Genomic DNA, 20,905 nt, shown 5'->3' on the forward strand with positions numbered 1-20,905 from the left:
CCTCACCGCGCCAGCCTTCCCTCAAGCTGCCAGCCCGCTCCCCAGCCGCAGAATCGCCTGGCGCAGTCTGGCATGGCGCTGAAGCAGGCGCATGTACCGCCGCTCGTCACCGGCCACCTTGGCCTGAACGATACGCACCATCTCGCGCTTAGCCTCCTGCGACCAGCGTCCTACGTCCGGAACCAGTGCCAGAACCAGCGCGAAATTCTCGAACGCTCGGCGCTCCCAATCCCGCCAGCGGTCCAGCCGAACGCCAAGCCAGCGAGCGACGAGCGCCGTCAGTTGGCGACGCATGGTGGCGCCGTCACCGTCGAAGTCGCGGGCCATGCGGCGATTCACCGCGAATCCCAGGCGGCGCATCTGGAAGCGGCGCCAGGCTCCGGGCTCCGCTCCCGGCAAGTCATAGAAAACGTGGCCCTGGGCCAGCCGGCGCAGCGTCCGGGCCGGGCTGCGGTAGCCGGGCTGGGCGAGGATCTTGCGGGCTTCGCGCTCCGCCAGCGCCCGAAGGTCCGGACGCCCAGGACGAAACCCCAGCTTCCAGTAAAACCAGAACGCGCCCGACTCGATGGCTTCCTCGTTACCGGCACCCAACTGGTAGGGATACACCGAGAGGCAGCGTAACCCCAGCAGCTGGCAGAGCAGGCGCAAGGTCCGCGCGTAGAGCCAGGCGGACTCGCCGTCGCGGTAAGCGTAGAAGGTATTGAAGCCGATCTCCGCCCATTCGAACAAACCGATGGCCTCGATGTAATTGACGGGAACGCCGTTCTTCAGCGTGAAGCCGGCCAGGTAGCCGCGCAGGGGAAGCCGCCGCTCGGGCGGAAGGCCCCAGAGAAAAATCTGCGCGCCCCGGCCGATGTCTGCCTGGAAGACCCGCGAAGCGTCGCCGAGCGTCGTGCCGTAGAGTTGCCGGTAGCGCACGGCCATGACCTCGCGGATCAGGTGCTGCACTTCCTCTCCGCGGCGACGTGAAAGCCTGCGCACGGGTATTGGCGGGGAGGCCAGTTCGCGGGCAAGCGAAACATCGCGGCGACGAATCAGCGGTTCACGGTGGTAGAAGACGCGCGCCGGTCTCCGCCAGTTGCGTGTGCGCGAGGCTCGCAGGTTGCCCAGTTCCCACCGCACCGGCAGCTCGAGCGCGTCGTAGAGTTCGGACTTCTCTTCTCCGCTGAGCGCCAGCCGGTCAAATCGTTCGAGCAACCATGCCAATTCCGGCTCGCGGCCGCGCGCAGCACGCAGCCAGGTCCGGTAGGGCACATCCGCTTCGACGAACGAATCCTCTTCCAGCAACGGAACAAAGCGGGGCCACGTAGCTGCCAGCCGTTGCTCCTGCTCATGCTGATCCCACTGGATCGTTACCCGTCCCGGAAACCGGCGAGCGAGCCAACGAACGACGTCGAAGTTGAGCGTGTCCTCCAGCCACGTGCCGGCAACTCCGGAAAACTTCTCATCCTGGAAAAGAGAAAGATCGGCGCCCGCTGACCTAAGAACCTGCACTCTCCGCCAGAAATCGTTCAGCAGGCCTTCCGTCCGGCGCAGCACGGCGGGGCTAGGAGGGTAAGCGCGCAGGAACAGGAGGGAATCATGGAAGCGAACCAGCGTTTCAGGGTCGGGGAAACGCTTACGTCCCAGCGCCGCGAGCAGCCGCTCCACTTTCGCAGCCTGGCCCATACCGAAACGGGACTTGGCTGCCTCCAACTGGTCCAGCAGCCGGCGCAGCGAGTCGCTGGGCATCGAGGATGGGTCGGCGCTTCAGCGCTCCACGGCTAACGCCACCGAATTCCCGCCTCCCAGGCACAATGCAGCCACACCCTTGTGCGCGTTGCGGCGAATCATCTCATACAACAGCGTCACCAGGATGCGCGCGCCGCTGGCCCCGATCGGATGCCCGATTGCCACGGCGCCGCCGTTCACGTTCACTTTCTCAGGATTCAGTCCCAGTTCACGGATGACCGCCAGCGCCTGCACCGAAAAGGCTTCGTTCAGCTCGTAGAGATCGGGATCATCCGGTTTCCATCCGGTCTTCTTCCACAGCCGGCGCACGCCTTCGACCGGAGCCATCATCACCCAGGCGGGATCGACGCCGCTGGTAGCCTGCGCCACGATGCGCGCCATCGGTTCCACGCCCAGTTCCTTCGCGCGACGCGCGCTGGTCACCACCAGGGCTGCAGCGCCGTCGTTCACGCCCGGCGCGTTGCCCGCCGTCACGGTGCCGTCCTTCTTGAACGCCGGCTTCAGCTTGGCCAGCGCCTCGAGCGACGTGTCTTCGCGCGGACATTCATCCTTGTCGAAGCGCACGACTTCGCCTTTCCTGGCGGGAATCTCCACCGGGACGATCTGCGCCTGGAAGCGGCACTCCTTGGTGGCAGACAGCGCCTTGCGATGCGAGTGCACGGCGAACTCATCCTGCTCCTGGCGGGTGATTTTGTATTTTTCGGCGACGTTCTCGGCGGTCTGGCCCATGTGGTAGTTGTTGTACACGTCCCAGAGCCCGTCGTGAACCATGGAGTCGATGATCTGCGCGTTGCCCAGCCGGTATCCCTTGCGCGCCTGCGGGAGCAGGTACGGCGCGTTGGTCATGGATTCCATGCCGCCGGCCACCACGACCTCGCTGTTCCCTGTCTGGATGGCCTGGGCCGCCAGCGCGACCGATTTCAGTCCCGAGCCGCAGACTTTGTTGATGGTCATCGCCGCCACTTCCTTGGGCAAACCGCCGCCGAGCGCGGCCTGACGCGCCGGATTCTGACCCAGTCCGGCGGAAAGTACGTTGCCCATGATGCACTCGTCGACCTGCTGCGGATCGAGCTTCGCGCGTGAAACCGCTTCGCGCACCACGATCGCGCCCAGTTGCGGCGCGCTGAGGTCCGCCAAAGACCCCTGGAATTTCCCCACCGCCGTGCGGCAGGCCGAGATGATGACCACTTCGTCTAAGGACGGCATACGACACTCTCCGAAGGCTGGCGCCCCATCTTCAATTATAGACGCGCCTCCGCGCGCGACGATGCAAAACCCCGTCGTCCCGACGCTCGACTGCATCTACTTCGGCAAGCTCCGGCTCGCCCGCCGGCGCTCGAGCCGGACACAAGCGCTCCCGTCCGCCTTCGCGCCGCTTCGTGGCTCCTTTTTTTTCTTGACATCACTTCGCGTTGACCCTATACATTCAAACAGTGCAACGGAAGAGCGTTGCGAATCTCGCAAGAGAGAAAAGGGAGAATAGAGTCCAAATGGCAACCAAGAAGAAAGCCAAGAAGAAGAAACACTAACGAGTTTCTTCGGAACGACAAGGGGACGCCGCGAGGCGTCCCCTGACTTTTTGCGCAACAGACTTCAGGATTTGTCGCGCGGCTCGTCCGCCGAGGCCTCCAGTTCCAGCAGCATCTGCCCCGCGCCATTGCCGGCCAGCGACTCCACCCGCGTCTCCAGCCGCTCCAGTTGCCGTGAGCCCTCGTCGAAGCGGTCGGCGGCGTTCTTCAGGTGCTTGCCCAGCGTGGCGTAGCCGTCACTGAACTTTCCCACCTCCACGCGCAGCGTATCGATCTGCCGCAGGATGGACTCTGCGCGCCGGCTGATCTGCAGCCCTTTCAGTCCGATGACGATGGTCTGCAGGTAGGCATAGAGCGAGTTGGGCGAGACCGGGAACACGCGCCGCTCCACGCAGTACTCATGCAGGTCGTTGCCGTCCTCGTCGCGGATGATGGCCTCGTAGTACACGTTCTCCGCCGGGATGAAGGCCAGCGCGAATGGCAGCGTGCCTTCGTCCGGGCGCACGTACTTGCCTGCGATCTCGTCGATGCGGCGGCGCACGTCGCGCAGGAACTCCTTGCGCGCCGCCTTCTTCTCGGTGTCGGTCGCTCCCTCCGCCATACGGCGGAAGTTCTCCAGCGGGAACTTGGAGTCGATGGCCACCACGCCCTGCGGGAACTTGAGCACTGCGTCGGCGATGTCGCCGGACGCGAAGCCGTACTGCATCTGGAACTGGTCACGGGCGAAGACCTGGGAGAGCAGCGCTTCCAGTTGCACTTCCCCGAACCCGCCGCGCAAGCGGGGCGCAGAGAGTGCCCGCTGCAGGTCGGTGAGTGAACGCGACATTTCGGAGAGATTCCGCGCCTGCTCGCTCATCTCCCCGATCTGCCGCTGCAAACCGGCAAAGGCGGACTGCACGCTGGCCATCCGGTCGTTCACGGCCTTGGAAGTGGCCGACATGACGCCCACGTTCTCATGCAGCCGCTGGGCCAGGTTCTGGTTGAGCGCGTCCAGGCGGTTCCCCACTTCTCCTGCGACGGTCGAGAGCACCGTGTTCACGCTCGCGCCCACCGAAGAAAGCTGTGTGCCGAAATTGTGCAGGCTGCGATCCGTGGTTTCACGCAGCACATTCAGTTCCTGGCGCAACTGCGCGATCTCCGGGTCGGCGGCCCTGGGGGCGCGGCGCACCAGCAGCATCAGCAACACGACCACAGCGACGGTGAGGACGACAAGGGCAGCCTCGAGCATCACTGTACCCCCGCGGAAGCGACCGCCTCGGCGCGGAACAGGCGCTCTTCGGTGGCCGGACACACGGCACGATACGGACACCACTTGCAGTGAAAGCCCGGCTTGGCGCGAAAGTTCCCTGCCGCGATGCCCTCCGCCGCTTCGTGAATCTCCTCGACCGCGGCTTCCAAGGCATCCGCATCGCGGGAGGTCACCACACCGGCATTGGTTTCCAGGTTGTAGAAGACGATCTCCTCCGGCTCCAGTTCCCAGGCGCGCGCCGCGGCCAGGGCATAGATCGAGAGCTGCAGGCTGTCATCGGCGTCTTCCTGCGAGCGCGGCGAGCCGGTCTTGTAGTCCACGATGCGGATCCGGCGTCCGGTGATGCGGTCCACGCGGTCTACGCGCCCGGTCACGGCCACGCCGTCGAGTTCGATGTGAAACGTCCGCTCGGTGTCGAGCACATCCGGAAGCGGCTGGACAGCGGCCTGATCGAAGAACCGCGTCAGCTGCTCGACCCCTTGCCTCTCATACAGCTCGCGTTGCAGCGCGTCCTCGAGTTTCGCCTTTCCCAGTTCCTCGCGGAAACGATCGAGCACCCACTCGCGCACCGGAGGCATTCCGCTTCGAACCGAGTTGTAAAAGTCCTTGAGCACAGTATGCACGGCTGCGCCGTATTCCATGGCGGGGGCGGGCTCGCCCGGAAGGTTCCAGTCACGCTCGATCTTGAATCGCAGCGGGCAACGCCGGTAGGTCTCGATTGCGGATGCGCTGAGCGCGGCCTCGGCTAGCGGCATCCTGGGCGGCAGCTCGATCCACGGCTCGATGGCCGATGCGGCCGCGGCCTGGCCGAACAGGTCCACCTGCATCTCCCGCGCGTGGCGCAACTGCAGCCGGTGCCGTATGGATCGGTCTTCATGTAGCCGCCTTAGATATTGCGCCGGCACTTTCTTGCCTCCGCCCATCTGCGGCCCGAAGAGAACCAGCGAATTCTTCGCCCGTGTGGCGGCCACGTAGAAAATGCGCAGTTCCTCCTCGTGGTGAAGTTCTTTTCCTTCCAGAGGAACGGGGGCGTGGGCGCGCGACAACTCACGCGGAAACTCGAACAGCGGTGCGCGATAGCCGACGGGGAAGGAATTCGATGTCACGCGAATCACGTACACGTGATCGAACTCCAGCCCCTTGGCCAGATGCACCGTCATCAGGCGCACAGCGTCGCCTCCGTCACCCAGGGTGGTTGTGACCTTGCCGCCGGCCTCGACGAAGTAGCCAAGGTACTCCAGGAACTCTGCCAGCGTTCCCGCCCCGGTGATGGGCTTCTCAGTCCACTGCTGGACGAAATCCCGGAATGCGCGCACCGGTTCCGCGTCCGTCGCCAGATGAAACCGTTTCAGCGCGAAGTCGATCAGTTCCGGCAGCGGTGTTCCGCTCGCAGCCTTGCGCCGTACATCATCCAATGCGGCCAGAATCTCCGCACCGCCCGGCTGCGCTTTCAGGATTGCCTGCAAGTCAGGCTTCTTGGCGGCCGCCAGTTCCTTGCGCACGCGGGGACCCTCGAGGCCGAAGTGCGGCAGGGCCGCCACTCGCAGCAGGCTGACGGAATCCTGCGGGATTTCAGCCGCGCGCAAAATGGCCAGCAGGTCACGGACCTCACTGGTGTCCAGCACATCCACTCCCTCCACCGCAACCGGCACTTGCTGGGCTTCGAACTCGGCGACCAGTGCATTGCGGTGCGACACGATGCGGTAGAGCACGGCAAAGTCGCGCCAGCGGCAGTTCAGCTTGCGCTTCCGCTCGGCAATGGTGCGGACCACCTCGTGGGCCTCGTGCTGCGGGCTGGGGGACAGCACGATCTCGACCGGCGCTTCCCTCCATGTTTCCGCGGCCATGCGCGCGCGCCCTTCCCGCGCCGATCGCAGAGGTTCGCGGATGAACTCCAGCGTCGCGCCCGAAGCGCGCAACGGCGCCGGGTTCCGCTGGATGGCGGCGAAGGCGCAGTCCAGGATGGTCTGGGTGGAACGCTGGTTCTCCTCCAGCGGCAGCACGCGCGCACCCGGGAAGCGGCGCAGAAACTCCTCGAAGGCTGCGCTCGAAGCTCCCCGAAACCGGTAGATGGCCTGGTCCGGATCGCCCACCGCGCAGACGTTCTTCTGCTCGCCGCCCAGGAGCTGGGCCAACTCGATTTGGGCCACGTTGGTGTCCTGGAATTCGTCGATCAGGATGAACCGTGCCTTCTGGCGTTCTTCGGCCAGCAGCCGCGGTTCCTTCTCCAGGAGTTCGACCGCTCGCGACACCATGTGACCAAACAGGCCGAGATTCTCCGCCGCCAGCATCTCTTCCACCTTGCGGTAAACGCGGGCGATCTCCTCACAACGCGCCAGCACTTCTTCGTCGCTGATCCGGTCGGCGTCGCGCGGCATGGCGATGCGCGGCAGCGGCAATTCCCCCGTCCGCAGCCGCGCCACATAGCCTTCATAGGCGGCGGCATCGACGCGATCTTCCAGACAGCGGTCGAAAAAAGTGATCAGGTGATCGAGGAACTCACCGGGGCGCGCGGCGCGCAGGAACCGCTCGAGCGGAAGCTCCCGCAGGCGCCGTCGCAGGAACACCCACAGGTCCTCCCGGAAGAGCAACCGGAAACCCTTCCCGCGGCCGCGCAACACGCTGTTGCCGACGGCATGGAACGTATCCGCCCTCAGGCCGCGCGCCTTCGCCGCTCCCAGGCGCTTCTGCACCCGCTCCTGCAACTCGCTGGCGGCATTTACCGTGAAGGTGACGGCCAGGATCTCTTCCGCGCGGGCATGTCCCTCCGCAATCAGGCGCACCACGCGCTCCACCAGCACCGTGGTCTTGCCCGTCCCTGCACCCGCAAGGACCAGCAGGGGCCCGTGCGTGTGCTCGACCGCTTCGCGCTGCTTCTGGTTCAGGGAGACTTCCACAAAGGTTCGCGGGAACGCCTGACCGCAATTATGCGGGAGCGTAATCCGTGCGGCAACTACCCGGAAATGGTGCAGTCGCGCGCCCGGTGGTTCAGCCGAGTTCTGCCTGCACCACGGCCAATGCGGCGATCGCTGCGGTCTCGGCGCGCAAGATACGGGCGCCCAGCGAAGCTGCGGTCCAGCCGGCATCGCTGAACCGGCGCAACTCAGCTTCGGTCCAGCCGCCTTCGGGACCTACTGCCAGCGTGACTGCATCCGTCCCTCGGAGAGCTTCCTTCAGTGTCTGGCCGTGCTCCGTCTCGGCCAGGACGATGCGGCAGCCTGAACGCTCGGCCAGAGCGTCAGGCAGTGGGAGAGGCTCCTCCACTTCGGGAGCGGACGTCCGGCGTGACTGCTGTGCCGCCTGTCGTGCAATCCGCCTCCAGCGCTCCGCCCGCTTCACCGCCGCGCGCGCGAGGTGTGCGTCTGTCCGCTGCGCGATCACAGGAACGACGCGAGCCGCACCCAGTTCGGTGAGCTTCTCGATGGCCCACTCCATGCGGTCGAACTTGAAGACCGCCAGCAGGACAGTGACACCCGTCGTGGCCACTTGCGGCAGTTCTTCGCCCAGGTCGAACTCCACCCGGTCTTCGCTGACCCTGGTGACCCGCGCACGATGCACGCGCTCTCCGGCGACCACGTCGAACTCCTGGCCCACACGCGCGCGCAGCACTCGTGCCAGGTGGCGCGCACGGGCGCCGGTCAGGGCGGCGCGCGAACCGGCCACCTCGTCGGCGATCCAGCGGCGCCGGGTCATGGCGGCCTATTCGAAGATGTCGCGCATCTTCTTCAGAAAGCTGCGGCTCTCGGGGCGGTTGTCGACGCGCCAGGTCGACTCCAGCTCTTCCAGTAGCTCGCGTTGACGCCGCGTCAGCTTGCTGGGCGTCTGGACCCGCACGTGGACGTAGAGGTCGCCGCGGCCGTGTCCGTTGACTTCCGGCAAGCCCTTGCCGCGGACGCGGAAGGTCGTGCCGGTTTGGGTTCCATCGGGAACCTTCAGCTTGTACTCGCCGTCGAGGGTTGGGATTCTCAGTTCCGCGCCTAGCGCCGCCTGGCTGAAGGAGACGGGCACCACGCAGTGCAGGTTCTGGCCGTCGCGCTCGAAGAAGGGATGTTCCTTCACTCGCAGCACGACGTACAGGTCGCCTGGCGGGCCGCCCTTTGAGCCCGCTTCGCCCTGCCCGGCATAGCGGATCCGCGTGCCGTCTTCGACTCCGGCCGGCACCTTCACCTCCAGCGTGCGCTCACGGACCACTTTCCCTGAACCTTGGCACTTGCGGCAGGGATGCGTGACCACGCGCCCCACGCCCGCACACGTGGGGCAGGTGCGGGCTACGGCAAAGAACCCCTGCTGATATTGCACCTGGCCACGCCCGTGGCAGGTGGAACACATCGCAGGAGCATGGCCGGGCTCGCTCCCCTGGCCATGGCAGGTTTCACAGGACTCACGACGGTGGATCTTGATCTGCCGCGTGATGCCGAAGGCCGCTTCTTCAAAGGTGAGTGTAAGGTCCTCGCGCAGGTCCGGACCTCGTTCCGCTCGCGTGCGGCGGCGGCCGCCGGTGCCGAAGATATCGCCGAAGCCGAACAGGTCGCTGAAGATGTCGGCAAAATCCGGGAAACCGGCTGAAAAATCGACGCCGCCCACGCCGGCGTGTCCGAAACGGTCGTACTGGGCGCGTTTTTCCTGGTCGGAAAGCACGCTGTAGGCTTCCGACGCTTCCTTGAACTTTTCCTCCGCCTCCGCATTGCCGGGATTGCGGTCGGGATGGTACTGCATGGCGAGGCGGCGGTAGGCGCTCTTGATCTCCTGCTCGCTGGCGCCGCGCTCGACGCCCAGCACCTCATAGTAGTCGCGTTTGGCGTTGGTAGCCGTTGCCATTCCTCAGTATCACTGTCTTACTTCTTGGGATTGCGCGCCACGCGCACCATGGCGGGACGCAACAGGCGGTCCTTGAGCTTGTAGCCACGCTGCAGTTCTTCAATCACCTGGTGGTCGGGCACGTCCTCGCGATCCACCATCTCCACCGCTTGATGCAGCCGGGGATCGAACGGCTCGCCCACGGCCGGAACGGCGCGCAGGCCGAGCTTGACCAGCGTGTCTTCGAACTGGCGGCGGATCAGCTCCACGCCGCTGCGCAGATCCTCCGGACCGGCTGCCGTGTTCAGGGCGCGTTCCAGGCTGTCCAGCACCGGCAGCAGCGAGCGCACGGCGTCCGCCACGGCGTACTCGCGGTGCTCTCCCTGCTCGCGCAGGGCCCGCTTGCGGGCGTTCTCGAATTCCGCCTGCTGCCGCGCCAGGCGGTCGAGCAGGGCGTCTCGCTCCGCGGTGATGCGGGCCAGTTCCTGCTCTACCGGAGGCGCGGCGGGCGCCGCTTCCGATTGCTGGGGTTTCTCAACGAAGCCGTCTTCTTCCGCGGGTGGGAGTTCGTGTTCCACGTCCAGCTCGCGCGGCTCGACTTCCGGCTTCCCGTTGGCTTTCGGCATCGTCTTTCTACTTCTCCTCGTTCAGCAGCTTGTCAAACAACTTCGCAATATAACTGACGGCAGTGATCGTGTGCTGGTAATCGATGCGCGTCGGACCGATCACCGCCAGCGATCCCATCACATCTTGCCCGACCCGCGCCGGGGCGCCGATGAGCACGAAATTGCGCATATCGGGCAAGGCTTCTTCCAGGCCGATGACCACGCGCACCGCCTCCTGCCGCGCGTCCAGATAGGCACTCAGCAGGTCGGCGACCTTCTGCTTTTCTTCCAGGGTCTGCAGCAGCCGGCGCAAGCGGTCGCGGTCCTCCTCGTTGACCACCAGGTTGGCCGCCCCCTCGATGTACACCTGGGCCGGGGCCACTTCCACCGGTGACAACGCTCCCTGCTTCTGCAACTCCGCCAGGGACTGCATCAGGCGATCGTACTCGCTGCGCTCACGCTCGATGCGGCGCGACATCTCCTGGTGCATGTCCTCGATCGTCCAGCCCGCAAAGTTCTCGTTCAGGTAGCGCGCCGCGGCGTCGAGATCCGCCTGCGGAATGTCATGGGGCAAACGCAGCACGCGGTCACGCACCAGTCCGGAGCGCATCACCACCACGGCCAGGATTTTCTGGGGCGCAAGTCGGGAAAAGTAAATGTGCTGCAGCGCGTTGCGCGCTCCTCCCGCCACCGCCACGCCAACGTTAGAGGAAATCAGCGACAGCACGTGCGAGGTGCGCTCCAAAAACTCTTGTATGTCGCTGACCCCCTGGAATGAGTCGCGAATGAGCTCTTCGTCCCCCGGCGCCAGGTTGGTTTGTCCGCTGATCTGCTCCACGTAGTAGCGATAGGCGGCCGCCGTCGGCACGCGCCCGGCGGAAGTATGCGGCTGCTCCAGGTACCCAGCCTCGGTGAGGTCCGCCATCACGTTACGGATGGTGGCCGCGCTCAAGCCCTCCTGGTTGCTGCGGGAGAGCGTGCGCGATCCTACCGGCTCACCGCTGGTGATATAGGTCCGCACCAGCGCGGTGAGTATCTCACGCTCCCTGCGACCGATTGGCTCCGGCTGCGGCATGAACAACGGCCCTGCCTTCTGCTAACTATCTGAAAACCATTGACTTAAGTTGCAAAAGCAAGGTTCTCAACATACCAATTTTAGTCAAGGCTAGCACTCGCTGCAAGAGAGTGCCAATCCCCGCCCTTTAGCGAATCTCCAGGAAGCTGTCCGCAGGCCGAGCGGCCAGCTCGCCGAGACGATGCACCACGGTCCTGGCAAAGCCATATATGGAGCGAGCGTGCGGGGAGGTTTCGCCCTCGAGCGCCACGGGAGCGCCGGAATCACCGCCTTTACGGATGTCAGGATCGAGCTCGATGGCGCCTAGGAAGGGCACGCCGAATTGGCGGGCGGTGCGCTCCGCGCCGCCGCGCGAAAAGATGTCGATTTCGTGGTTGCAGTGCGGGCAGACGAAGTGGCTCATGTTCTCAACCATGCCCAGCACCTCGACCTTGACCTGGCGGAACATCTCGATGGCCTTGCGCGCATCCTGCAGGGACACATCCGACGGCGTGGAGACGACGACCGCGCCGGTGAGCGGGACGGTCTGCACGAGCGAGAGTGCGACGTCCCCCGTCCCCGGCGGCAGATCAATCACCAGGTAGTCCAGTTCGCCCCACGCTACCTGCTGCACGAACTGCCCGATGATCTTGTGCAGCATGGGCCCGCGCCAGATGAGCGGACGATCGCCCGGGTTCAGGAACCCCACCGAGATCACTTTCAGCCCGAACTGCTCCAACGGCTCGATGCGGTTGTTCTCCAGCACACGCGGCGCCTGATTGGTGCCCAACATCAGTGGGACGTTGGGACCGTAGACATCGGCGTCCAGCAGGCCAACACGATGACCCATCCTGGCGAGCGCAATGGCCAGGTTGACGGCGATGGTCGTCTTCCCCACCCCGCCCTTTCCCGACCCGATGGCAATAACGTTCTGCACCCCGGGCAGTGGCTGGGGCGCCGGAGGCATTCCCTGCGGTGCGTGTGCGGCCAAGCGACTCTCCTGAAGGAAACGAACGAAAGACTTAAAACCCGATTATACGCTGGTGTAGATTGGAGACAGATTCAGCACCTGGGCGCGTAGCTCAATTGGATAGAGCACCGGCCTTCTAAGCCGGGGGTTGCTGGTTCGATCCCAGCCGCGCCTACCATCAAGGCAGCCGTCAGCCTCAGCTTTCAGCCCTCAACTCCAGCTCTGAAACTCGTGAGGTGGGAGACGCAGGAACTCCCCGCACGCCTAGGGAGGCTGCTTACTTGCGGGCGCGCAGGTAGCGGATGAAGTCCTGAAGTGCGAAGGGTAGCGCTACCGAGGGTATGGCAAGCGCGAGCAGGACGGTAAAGTGCTCCACGAGAATGGCCTCCCATGTATCCGGCGCCTGGCCCCAAGCCACTTGACGCCGCTACAGAATGCGAATCTACGGCATGGCAGGACGCGGCGCTGTGACGCAAGTCACACCCGCCCGGCCCCTGCCGACATTACGGCCGGGACCCGGCTTCGGATTTCTGCGCGGCGCGGCGGCGGGCGCTTTCCGCCAGGCGCGTAGCGCGACGGCGCTCGGCGTCCGCATAGCGGCGCTCTTGATCGTCGGTTTCCGGGACAACCGGGGGCACCGCCTGGCGATTGCCGTTCGCGTCCACGGCCACAAACGTCAAATAAGCAGAACTGACGTGGCGCGTGGTGTTGTTCAGGTAGCTCTCCACCCAGCACTTCACGCCTACTTCCATCGAAGTCCGGAAGGCGCGGTTCACCGAGGAGCGCAGGATCAACAGATCGCCCACGTGTACGGGTGCGAGAAAGTCCAGGTGATCCATGGACGCGGTGACCACGTAGCTGCGCGAGTGGCGATGCGCGGCCATGGCCCCGGCCATGTCGATCAGGTGCATGAGCCGGCCGCCCAGCAGATTGCCGAGCGGGTTGGTGTCGTTGGGCAGCACCACTTCGGCCATTTCAGACTGCGAGTCTTTCACCGGGCGGGGAGCGAGGTCACGCGAGCTATTCATAGTTCTCAGTTCTCGTTCTCAGTTCTCAGAACCGCGGCATTGTAACGCTTCCAGCACTCTTTCGCCCGAGCAGGCAATTTGACGCCCATGGCATTGACCATTCATCATGACCGCTCGCCGCTGGTGACTGACCACTGGCCACTGACCACTGCAATGGACCGCATCGAGATGCTGACACAGTTCCTGGCCGAGAATCCCGGGGACGCGTTCGCGCGCTACGGGCTGGCAATGGAGTATTCCAAACTGGGCCAGGTGGAAAACGCGCTCGAGCACTTCGGGAAACTCCTCGAACGGCATCCCGATTACACCGCCGGGTACTTCATGGCGGCGCAGACCCTGGCCGCAGCCGGTCGTACGGACGAGGCGCGCAGCATGCTGCGCCGGGGCATCACCTCCGCTGAGAACACCGGAAACGCGCATGCGAAGTCGGAGATGGAAGGGATGCTGGCCGAGTTGGGATGAGAATGGCTCTTGGCTTTTGGCTCTTGGTTGAAGCTCAACTTCCCTTCCTCGCTGCCAGCGCTTTCGCAATCACCTCGTCCGCCGGACGCAGCAGCCGCGCCATGACGTACTCCAACAGACGCGGAAAGCACTGATAGATCTTGATCAAGAGGTGATCCTTCCACGGCACCACGATCTCACGCTTGCCGTTCTTGTAGGCGTCGAGCACCGCGCGCGCCACGCGCTCGGCGGGGATGCCTTGGCGCGCCGCGGTGCCTAGTCGCATGCGCTCCCTGCCCTTAATGGCATTCACGGCAAAGTCGGTAGCGATGTAGCCGGGGCAGACGGTCAGCACGTTAATGCCGGTGCCGCGCAGTTCGATGCGCGCCGTCCTGCCGATGGCATTGAGCGCGAACTTGGTTGCGCTGTACGCGCCGCGGTAGGGAACGGCGATATGCCCGGCCACACTGGAAATGTTGATGATGGCGCCCGATCGTTGTTTCTTCATCCACGGCACCACGGCCTGCATGCACTCGACAGCGCCGAACAGATTGGTGTCGAACATGCTACGGCAGGCAGCCATGTCCATAGTGGCAATGGAGTCGATCAGTCCATGGCCGGCGTTGTTGATCCACACGTCGATGCGCCCGAAGCGCTCGAGGACGGCGGCGACCAGGCGGTCGATGTCTTCGCGGCGGCGCACGTCACAGGCCAGGGCGAGGGTGCGCTCCAGGTGGCCGATGCGCTGCCGCGCGGCTTCGGCGCGTCCTGCGTCGCGCGAACTCAGCACCACGGACGCGCCGTGATCGGCGAACACTTTCGCCAGCGCCTCGCCGATGCCCATCGAGGCGCCGGTAATCACAACCACTTTCCCAGCAAGTTCCATGCCGAGCATTGAATGGGGCCGCCGCCGGCAAGTCAAGCTGCAACGCTCAACGCCCAGGCGTATGCTAAGAGGGCCGTCTGCACATGGACTCGCTGCTCGCCATTTTCCCGCTCGACGTGGTGCTGTTTCCCAGCGCGCCGCTGCCCCTGCACATTTTCGAGCCGCGCTACAAGGAGATGATCGGGGAGTGCATCGCCGCCAAGAGCTCTTTCGGCGTGGTGCGCTCGCAGGGCGAGACGCTGGCCGAGGTGGGCTGCACGGCGGAGATCCTAGAAGTCACGAAACAGTACGACGACGGGCGGCTCGACATCCTCACCCAGGGCCGGCAGCGTTTTGAGCTGGTGGGACTGAACCAGGAGCGCGCCTTCCTGCAAGCTGAAGTGACGTACTTCGACGACGAGCCCGGCACCACGGACCGCCAGGACGTGGAGCGCGCCCTCCGGCTCTACCACGAGGTGCTGGAGGTCGCGGGCGTGGAAGCGCCGTCACCGATGCCAGGCGCCGGCGAACTGTCGTTCCAGTTGGTCGCGCCCCTGCCGCTCGATCTGGATTTCAAGCAGACGCTGCTGGGCATGCGCTCGGAACCGCAGCGCGTTTCTGCCGTGATTGAGTATTATCAGGCGCTGCTGCCGCGGATGCGCCGCTCCGTACGAGTGCGGAAGGTGGCGGGCGGGAACGGCCACGCCCTGTGATCGCGAGAAGGGCACCGCCTCAGGAGACAGCCGCGCCGCGGGGCGTATAATCGCAGGCAGAAGTCTGCGGGGACCTGCTTCTTCATGACCCTTCCTCAGACGCTCGGTGAGCTGCGCCGGAGCAGCGAATTCTGCGAGCAGCGCGTCCGCAACCGGCGGGTGAAAGACGAACTGCGCGAGAACCTGATCGCCAAGCTGCGCCGCAAGGAAGAAATCCTGCCCGGCATCATCGGATATGAAGACACGGTGCTGCCGCAGATTGTGAACGCCATCCTCTCGCGGCACAACTTCATCCTGCTGGGCCTGCGCGGGCAGGCGAAGAGCCGCATTCTGCGCTCACTGACGGGCCTGCTGGATCCGGTGCTGCCTGCCGTGCGGGGTTGCGAGATCCACGACAACCCCTATTCTCCCATCTGCCTGACCTGCCGGGAGCGCATCGCTGCGGAAGGGGACGCGACACCCATCACATGGCTGACGCCCGACCAACGCTACGTCGAGAAGCTGGCCACGCCGGATGTGACGATCGCCGATCTGATCGGCGACATCGACCCCATCAAGGCGGCGCGCGGCGGCCACGAGCTCTCCAGCACGCTGACCATGCACTACGGCCTGCTGCCGCGCTCCAACCGCGGCATCTTCGCCCTCAACGAACTGCCCGACCTCGCAGGGAAGATCCAGGTCGGCCTGTTCAACATCATGCAGGAAGGGGACGTGCAGATTAAGGGCTATCCGGTGCGCCTGCCGCTGGACGTGGCCCTAGTGTTCACCGCCAATCCCGAGGACTACACGGCGCGGGGGAAGATCGTGACGCCACTGAAGGACCGCATAGGCTCGGAGATCCGAACGCACTATCCGGCCACGCTCGCCGAGGGCATGCGGATCACCGCCCAGGAAGCGTGGACGGCGCGTGACGGCCTGCAACTGGTGATTCCGCGGTTCGTGGCCGAGGTCATCGAGATGACGGCCTTCGTGGCGCGCGAAGACAAGAAGATCGACAAGCGTTCGGGCGTGAGCCAGCGGCTGGCCATCAGTTGCATGGAGAACGCGGTTTCCAACGCCGAGCGGCGGACCATCCGCGGGAACGAGATGCTGGTGGTGCCGCGACTGAGCGACGTCTATGCCGCCTTGCCCGCTCTGACCGGCAAGCTGGAGCTGGAGTACGAGGGCGAGATGCGCGGCGGAGACGCCGTGGCCCGCGAGTTGATCCGCACCGCCATCGCCCGGACGTTTGACGGCTATTTTGCCGGGGTGAACCTGCAGCACGTAGTGCAGTGGTTCGATCTCGGAGGCTCGATCCGGCTGGACGAGGAAGTGGACGCCAACGAAGCCCTGGGCGGCCTGCGCCATATCGGGGGCTTGCTGGAGCAGCTCGCCCCGCTGGGAGTGAAGCCGAAGGATCCTCCGCCGCTGCTGGTGGCGGCAGCGGAGTTCGTCCTCGAGGGGCTGCACGCCCATCGCAAGATCGGCCGGAATGAGGAGCGTGTGTTCACGGCGGGCGAGAAGGCGGCCCGGCGGGTGGAGGTCAGCCCGCCCGAACCCAGCGACGAGCCTCCGGTGCGCCGCCGCCGGCCTTACAATTAGTCCCCTGGTCTTGGTCTCGGGCCCCGATTCCAGCGAGGAGGAATCGCAATGTTGCGCAATCGTTTGCTCCTATGCCTGGGTCTGTTGACGATTTCCACCGTCACCCTGTTGCTGTACGCCCAGCAGTCCGATACGCAGGTGACGCCCGTCATCCGTGTGACCACCCGCCTGGTGATGGTGGATGTGATCGCGGTAGATAAGAGCGGCAATCCGGTGACCGACCTCAAGCCGGAAGACTTCGTGCTGGAGGAGGGCGGCAAAAAGCAGAAGATCAGCGTCTTCGGCCTGCACAAGACGATGAGCCCGGCGGCTCCGGCACTCCCGCCGAACATCTACAGCAATCGACCGGAAACGCAACCACTACGGGGAGCCGTCACCATCCTGCTGGTGGACGGGCTGAATTCCCCTTTTCAGAACCAGGCTTACGTGCGGCAGAAGCTCATCGAGTACGTTAAGACGCAGCACAAGCCTGGGCAATACATGGCGGTGTTGGCGCTAGGCAACGGGCTGTACAAGCTGCAGGGGTTTACAACCGATCCGGAGCTGCTTCGCCAAGCGTTGGAGAACTGGCGCCCGGAGAGCGCACGGGAGACGGCGACGACGCCTGTGGAGGTGCGACTGGGCAGTGTCCCTCCGGAGGCCATTGGCGCGCGAGGAGTCCAAGTTCGCGAATCAAATACCCTTCAGCGTCTTCGTTTTGCACTCGACCACTTCCAGCAGGAGGAGGCCGTCACCGCACTCGAGGTACGTATGGGGATCACGCTGGAGTCCCTGCGTGCCATCGGGCGCATGGTTGCAGGAATGCCCGGACGCAAGAACCTGGTCTGGGTCTCGGCAGCCTTCCCGTTCACGCTTACTCCCGAAGATGCCTCCGTTACCTACACGCCGACTCGCGCCAATGACCCCACGGCGCCGCCGCCCATCGCAGAAGAGAACACGGCCTTCGCATATAGCCAGCAACTTCGCCAAGGCCGGGTCGATGAGATTCGCCGCACTGCGGCCCTGCTGGCTGACTCGCAGGTGGCCGTGTACCCGGTGGACGCGCGGGGCCTGATTGGGGCACAGCAACTCGCCGATGCGAGCCGCAGTGGGTTGAACGCCGCAGGTATGCTGCAGATGGGCCATGAGTACGGCACCCAGGTGCAGAGCTTGGGCGCTTCCATCACCTCGAACCAGGGCGTGATGCAGGACCTGGCGCAACAGACCGGAGGCCGCGCCTATTACAACCGCAATGACATCGACAATGCAGTTGCACTCGTTGCCAGTGACGGGAGTGCCTACTACAACCTGGGCTACTATCCGGACAAGAAGAAGTTCGACGGCTCGTTCCGCAAGATCAAGGTCACGGTCAGCCGTCCGGGCGTCGAGCTGCGCTATCGCCGCGGCTACTACGCTGTCGACCCGATGAAGATCGACGCCAAGCAGCGTGACGCCGAGATGCAGGCCCTGATGCTGCGCGGCTCCGGAGATGCCACCATGGTGACGTTCGACGCGCGCGTGGTGCCGCCGCTGACGCCGGCAGCGCAGGCCAAGGTCACCATTCAGTTCCTGGTACCGGCGAACTCGTTCAGCAGTGAAGAGACCAGCGGCGGCCGGCGCATCAACCTGGACTTCTTCGTGACCGCCCTGACGCCCGACGGCAAGGTGGGGGCGAACACCGGGCAGACGGTGGACGCCACGCTGGCGCCGGACCAATTCGCGCAGGTGCAACAGCAGGGGCTGATGCTGCCGATGGAAGTGACTGTGCCGGCCGGCGTATACGATCTGCGTCTGGCCGTGCGCGACAACCGCACGGGATACTTCGGCACGCTGAGCGCTCCGCTGACGGTGCGGCGTCCGGGCTCCTGACAGAGATGAAGTTCGTCCGCTACAGCAAATATGTCGCCGACGCCGCCGGGGAAATGAGCCTGGAGGACCTGCTCAACGCCCTCTCCGACTACCTGCTGCAGAGCGGCTTCGAGAGTTCCTACCTGGGTTTCTACGAGATGCGCGGCGAGCAGACGCTGGACGAACTGCGCCGCGCCATCGAGCAGGCTCTGGAGTCGGGCGATCTGCTGGACGACGTCCTGCGCGAGCAGATCGAGCGCCTGCGCGCCGAGGGCACGTTCGACGAGCTGGTGGAGCGGCTCATCGAGCGCATGGAGCAGGAAGACTACATCTCCATCGATGCACCGCGCGAGCGGACCGAGGAATCCGAACTGCCGGGCCACGCCGACCGAATGGAAGGCCGCGCGCGCTTCGAGATCACCGACAAGAGCCTGGACTTCCTGGGATTCAAAGCGCTGCGCGATCTGCTGGCGTCGCTGGGACGCGCCAGCTTCGGGCGCCACGACACGCGCGACCTGGCCACCGGCATCGAGACCTCGGGCGCGCCCAAGCCTTACGAGTTCGGCGATACGCTGAACCTCGACATCACCGCCACGCTGGCCAGCGCCATCCAGCGCGAAGGACTGCACGTCCCCCTCAACCTGGAATACTCGGATCTGCAGGTGCACCAGTGCGAGTACCAGTCGTCGTGCGCCACCGTGCTCATGCTGGACTGCTCGCACTCCATGATCCTCTACGGCGAAGACCGCTTCACCCCGGCCAAGAAAGTCGCCATGGCGCTCTTGCAGCTCATCCGGACGCAGTACCCGGGCGACTCGCTCTCCCTGGTGCTGTTCCACGACTCCGCCGAGGAAGTGCCCCTGTCGCAATTGGCGCGCGTGAAGGTCGGCCCGTATTACACCAATACGCGCGAGGGCCTGCGCCTGGCGCAGCGCATTCTGGACCGCCAGCGCAAGGATATGCGGCAGATCGTGATGATCACCGACGGCAAGCCCTCGGCACTCACGCTGGAGGACGGCCGCATTTACAAGAACGCCTTCGGCCTCGATCCGCTGGTGGTCAGCCAGACGCTGGAAGAAGTGTCGAAGTGCAAGCGCGCCGGTATCCTCATTAACACCTTCATGCTGGCCTCGGACTACGGCCTGGTGCAGTTTGTGCAGAAGGTCACGGAGATGTGCCGGGGCAAAGCCTACTTCACCACGCCGTACACGCTCGGGCAATACCTGCTGATGGACTACATGTCGCGCAAGACGAGAACCATCCACTGACCCAAGCAGTCAGCGGTTATCCTACCTGAGGTTTCTTCGGGGCGGTGTCCTCGGCCACGAAGTTGACGGTCTTGTGGGTGCCGTCGCAGAACGGCTTGTTGGAGGAGTGCCCGCAGCGGCAGAGCGAGAAAGCGGGCTTGCCGGTCAGGTCCCATTCGTTGCCGTCCAGATCCACCAGCTTAACCTCACCCTCGACCCGATAAGGGCCGTTCTTCTTGACTACGATCTTGACGTCGGACACGAGCGCCTCCGCAAATCGAGCGAACAAGATAACACAGGAAGATTTCCCGGGGAGGGCGATGGGCGGCTAGCTGCCCGCGGCTTGCAGCCGGGACTTCAGCAGCAAGGCCTGTTCGTAGACGTGGCGCAGCTTTTCTGCGACCCCGGGCGGCAACGCCGGCTCGTTCAAGACGAGCTCGGAGGAGAGCAGGATGCCGGTGAGGGGATCGCTGAGCTGGGCGTTGAGTTGCGAGCGCACGGTGCGCAGGGCGATCTGCTGTTCGAGCACGCGGCGCCAGAGGCCGGCCTGAACGTCGCGCGCGACGCGCTCCGGAGAGCTGATGGAAAGATTCACCGAGACCGGGATGGCCATACCGGCGCGGGCCAGCAGCACCTCGGCGCCCGGGCTGTCGGCCTCCACCAGCGGCTGGTCCACGACCAGGGCTGAAAACTCCATCGAACGCAACAGGGTCGCCGCGCGGCGCACGCTGGCCGCGACCATCACCTTTTCGCCGACGGCCTGCGTGATGGCCGCCGCACACCGCCGGGCCATGGGAGAGGAAGTCACCAGCAGGATCATGCCCGAATGTGAAGCACGTCGCGCGCCAGAGTTCTCAGCAATGAAAACACGAGACTTAGCCATAACGATGCCGACCTCCTTCCCGGCGCGGAACGCGCTCCGGTTCTATTCCTGAACGCCGTACTCCTTGAGCTTGCGGTAGAGCGTGGTTTTCCCGATGCCCAGCAAGCGGGCGGCGAGCAGCTTGTCGCCGTTCACCCGCTGAAGCGCCTCCAGGATGGCCTTCCTCTCCAGTTCTTCGAGGGGCACGACTCCGTGGTCTCCGCCAACGCCGGGGGAGCGAGGCGGACGGCCCTGCAGGGTGGTGGGCAGGTCGGAGGCGTGCAGCACCGGGCCTGAACTCAGCGCCCAGGCACGCTCGATGGAGTTCTCCAGCTCGCGCACGTTGCCCGGCCAGTCGTAGGCCATCATGCGCTCCAGCGCGTCGTCGGCCAGGGTCTTCTCGGCG

The 20,905-nt window shown here is 64.9% G+C and carries 19 protein-coding genes and 1 tRNA gene; 6 read left to right on the forward strand and 14 right to left on the reverse strand.

Annotation, left to right across the window (positions count from 1 at the left end; all coding sequences use genetic code 11):
* Positions 1 to 21: 21 nt before the first annotated feature.
* From VNK82_00375 to VNK82_00415, 9 genes are all read right to left on the reverse strand, one after another.
* Positions 22 to 1,731: a hypothetical protein gene (locus tag VNK82_00375; protein ID HXE89398.1), complete on the reverse strand. Its 1,710-nt coding sequence runs from the start codon at positions 1,729 to 1,731 to the stop codon at positions 22 to 24.
* 18 nt (positions 1,732 to 1,749) lie between these two features.
* Positions 1,750 to 2,937, reverse strand: coding sequence for an acetyl-CoA C-acetyltransferase (locus VNK82_00380; protein HXE89399.1), 1,188 nt, complete (start codon positions 2,935 to 2,937; stop codon positions 1,750 to 1,752).
* Positions 2,938 to 3,324: 387 nt separating this feature from the next.
* Positions 3,325 to 4,488: a DNA recombination protein RmuC gene (locus VNK82_00385; protein ID HXE89400.1), complete on the reverse strand. Its 1,164-nt coding sequence runs from the start codon at positions 4,486 to 4,488 to the stop codon at positions 3,325 to 3,327.
* Complete coding sequence (locus VNK82_00390) at positions 4,488 to 7,406, reverse strand: ATP-dependent DNA helicase (GenBank protein HXE89401.1); 2,919 nt, start codon at positions 7,404 to 7,406, stop codon at positions 4,488 to 4,490. Before VNK82_00390 ends, VNK82_00385 begins: the two co-directional genes overlap by 1 nt.
* A 91-nt stretch (positions 7,407 to 7,497) precedes the next feature.
* Positions 7,498 to 8,202, reverse strand: coding sequence for an RsmE family RNA methyltransferase (locus tag VNK82_00395; protein ID HXE89402.1), 705 nt, complete (start codon positions 8,200 to 8,202; stop codon positions 7,498 to 7,500).
* Positions 8,203 to 8,208: 6 nt separating this feature from the next.
* Positions 8,209 to 9,327, reverse strand: coding sequence for a molecular chaperone DnaJ (gene dnaJ, locus VNK82_00400; GenBank protein ID HXE89403.1), 1,119 nt, complete (start codon positions 9,325 to 9,327; stop codon positions 8,209 to 8,211).
* A 17-nt stretch (positions 9,328 to 9,344) separates the two neighbouring features.
* On the reverse strand, positions 9,345 to 9,932 hold the full coding sequence (grpE, locus tag VNK82_00405) for a nucleotide exchange factor GrpE (protein ID HXE89404.1): 588 nt from the start codon (positions 9,930 to 9,932) through the stop codon (positions 9,345 to 9,347).
* 7 nt (positions 9,933 to 9,939) lie between these two features.
* Positions 9,940 to 10,986 carry a heat-inducible transcriptional repressor HrcA gene (hrcA, locus tag VNK82_00410; GenBank protein ID HXE89405.1) on the reverse strand — a complete coding sequence of 349 codons (1,047 nt, stop codon included), beginning with the start codon at positions 10,984 to 10,986 and terminating at the stop codon, positions 9,940 to 9,942.
* Between the two features lie 127 nt (positions 10,987 to 11,113).
* Positions 11,114 to 11,956 (reverse strand): Mrp/NBP35 family ATP-binding protein, encoded by an 843-nt coding sequence (locus VNK82_00415; protein HXE89406.1) that lies wholly within the window; start codon positions 11,954 to 11,956, stop codon positions 11,114 to 11,116.
* Between the two features lie 80 nt (positions 11,957 to 12,036).
* Between VNK82_00415 and VNK82_00420 the strand changes: the two genes are divergently transcribed.
* Positions 12,037 to 12,113 (forward strand) — tRNA-Arg (locus tag VNK82_00420).
* A 325-nt stretch (positions 12,114 to 12,438) separates the two neighbouring features.
* Here VNK82_00420 and VNK82_00425 read toward each other — a convergent pair.
* The gene (locus tag VNK82_00425; protein HXE89407.1) at positions 12,439 to 12,963 is read right to left on the reverse strand and encodes an acyl-CoA thioesterase; all 525 of its coding nucleotides are present in this window, start codon (positions 12,961 to 12,963) and stop codon (positions 12,439 to 12,441) included.
* An 87-nt stretch (positions 12,964 to 13,050) separates the two neighbouring features.
* Here VNK82_00425 and VNK82_00430 point away from each other — a divergent pair, with 87 nt between their 5' ends.
* Entirely contained in the window at positions 13,051 to 13,425 is a 375-nt protein-coding gene (locus VNK82_00430) for a tetratricopeptide repeat protein (GenBank protein ID HXE89408.1), read from the forward strand.
* Positions 13,426 to 13,459: 34 nt separating this feature from the next.
* Here the strand turns inward: VNK82_00430 and VNK82_00435 are convergent, their stop codons facing one another.
* Entirely contained in the window at positions 13,460 to 14,290 is an 831-nt protein-coding gene (locus VNK82_00435) for an SDR family NAD(P)-dependent oxidoreductase (GenBank protein HXE89409.1), read from the reverse strand.
* An 83-nt stretch (positions 14,291 to 14,373) separates the two neighbouring features.
* Between VNK82_00435 and VNK82_00440 the strand changes: the two genes are divergently transcribed.
* The 4 genes from VNK82_00440 to VNK82_00455 all read left to right on the forward strand — a co-directional run bounded on the left by VNK82_00440 (position 14,374) and on the right by VNK82_00455 (position 19,658).
* Positions 14,374 to 14,982, forward strand: a complete 609-nt coding sequence (locus tag VNK82_00440; protein HXE89410.1) for an LON peptidase substrate-binding domain-containing protein — start codon at positions 14,374 to 14,376, stop codon at positions 14,980 to 14,982.
* Positions 14,983 to 15,066: 84 nt separating this feature from the next.
* Positions 15,067 to 16,563, forward strand: a complete 1,497-nt coding sequence (locus VNK82_00445; GenBank protein ID HXE89411.1) for a hypothetical protein — start codon at positions 15,067 to 15,069, stop codon at positions 16,561 to 16,563.
* A 48-nt stretch (positions 16,564 to 16,611) separates the two neighbouring features.
* On the forward strand, positions 16,612 to 18,411 hold the full coding sequence (locus VNK82_00450) for a VWA domain-containing protein (GenBank protein ID HXE89412.1): 1,800 nt from the start codon (positions 16,612 to 16,614) through the stop codon (positions 18,409 to 18,411).
* A 5-nt stretch (positions 18,412 to 18,416) separates the two neighbouring features.
* Entirely contained in the window at positions 18,417 to 19,658 is a 1,242-nt protein-coding gene (locus VNK82_00455) for a VWA domain-containing protein (GenBank protein HXE89413.1), read from the forward strand.
* Between the two features lie 16 nt (positions 19,659 to 19,674).
* Here VNK82_00455 and VNK82_00460 read toward each other — a convergent pair whose 3' ends face one another.
* The 3 genes from VNK82_00460 to VNK82_00470 all read right to left on the reverse strand — a co-directional run.
* Complete coding sequence (locus tag VNK82_00460; protein ID HXE89414.1) at positions 19,675 to 19,899, reverse strand: CDGSH iron-sulfur domain-containing protein; 225 nt, start codon at positions 19,897 to 19,899, stop codon at positions 19,675 to 19,677.
* 66 nt (positions 19,900 to 19,965) lie between these two features.
* Positions 19,966 to 20,520, reverse strand: a complete 555-nt coding sequence (locus tag VNK82_00465; GenBank protein HXE89415.1) for a hypothetical protein — start codon at positions 20,518 to 20,520, stop codon at positions 19,966 to 19,968.
* A gap of 42 nt (positions 20,521 to 20,562) precedes the next feature.
* Positions 20,563 to 20,905, reverse strand: a 343-nt coding sequence (locus VNK82_00470; protein ID HXE89416.1) for a helix-turn-helix domain-containing protein, incomplete at its 5' end; no start/stop codon positions are given.

This window comes from Terriglobales bacterium (assembly GCA_035573675.1).
GTDB lineage: Bacteria > Acidobacteriota > Terriglobia > Terriglobales > Acidobacteriaceae > DATMAB01.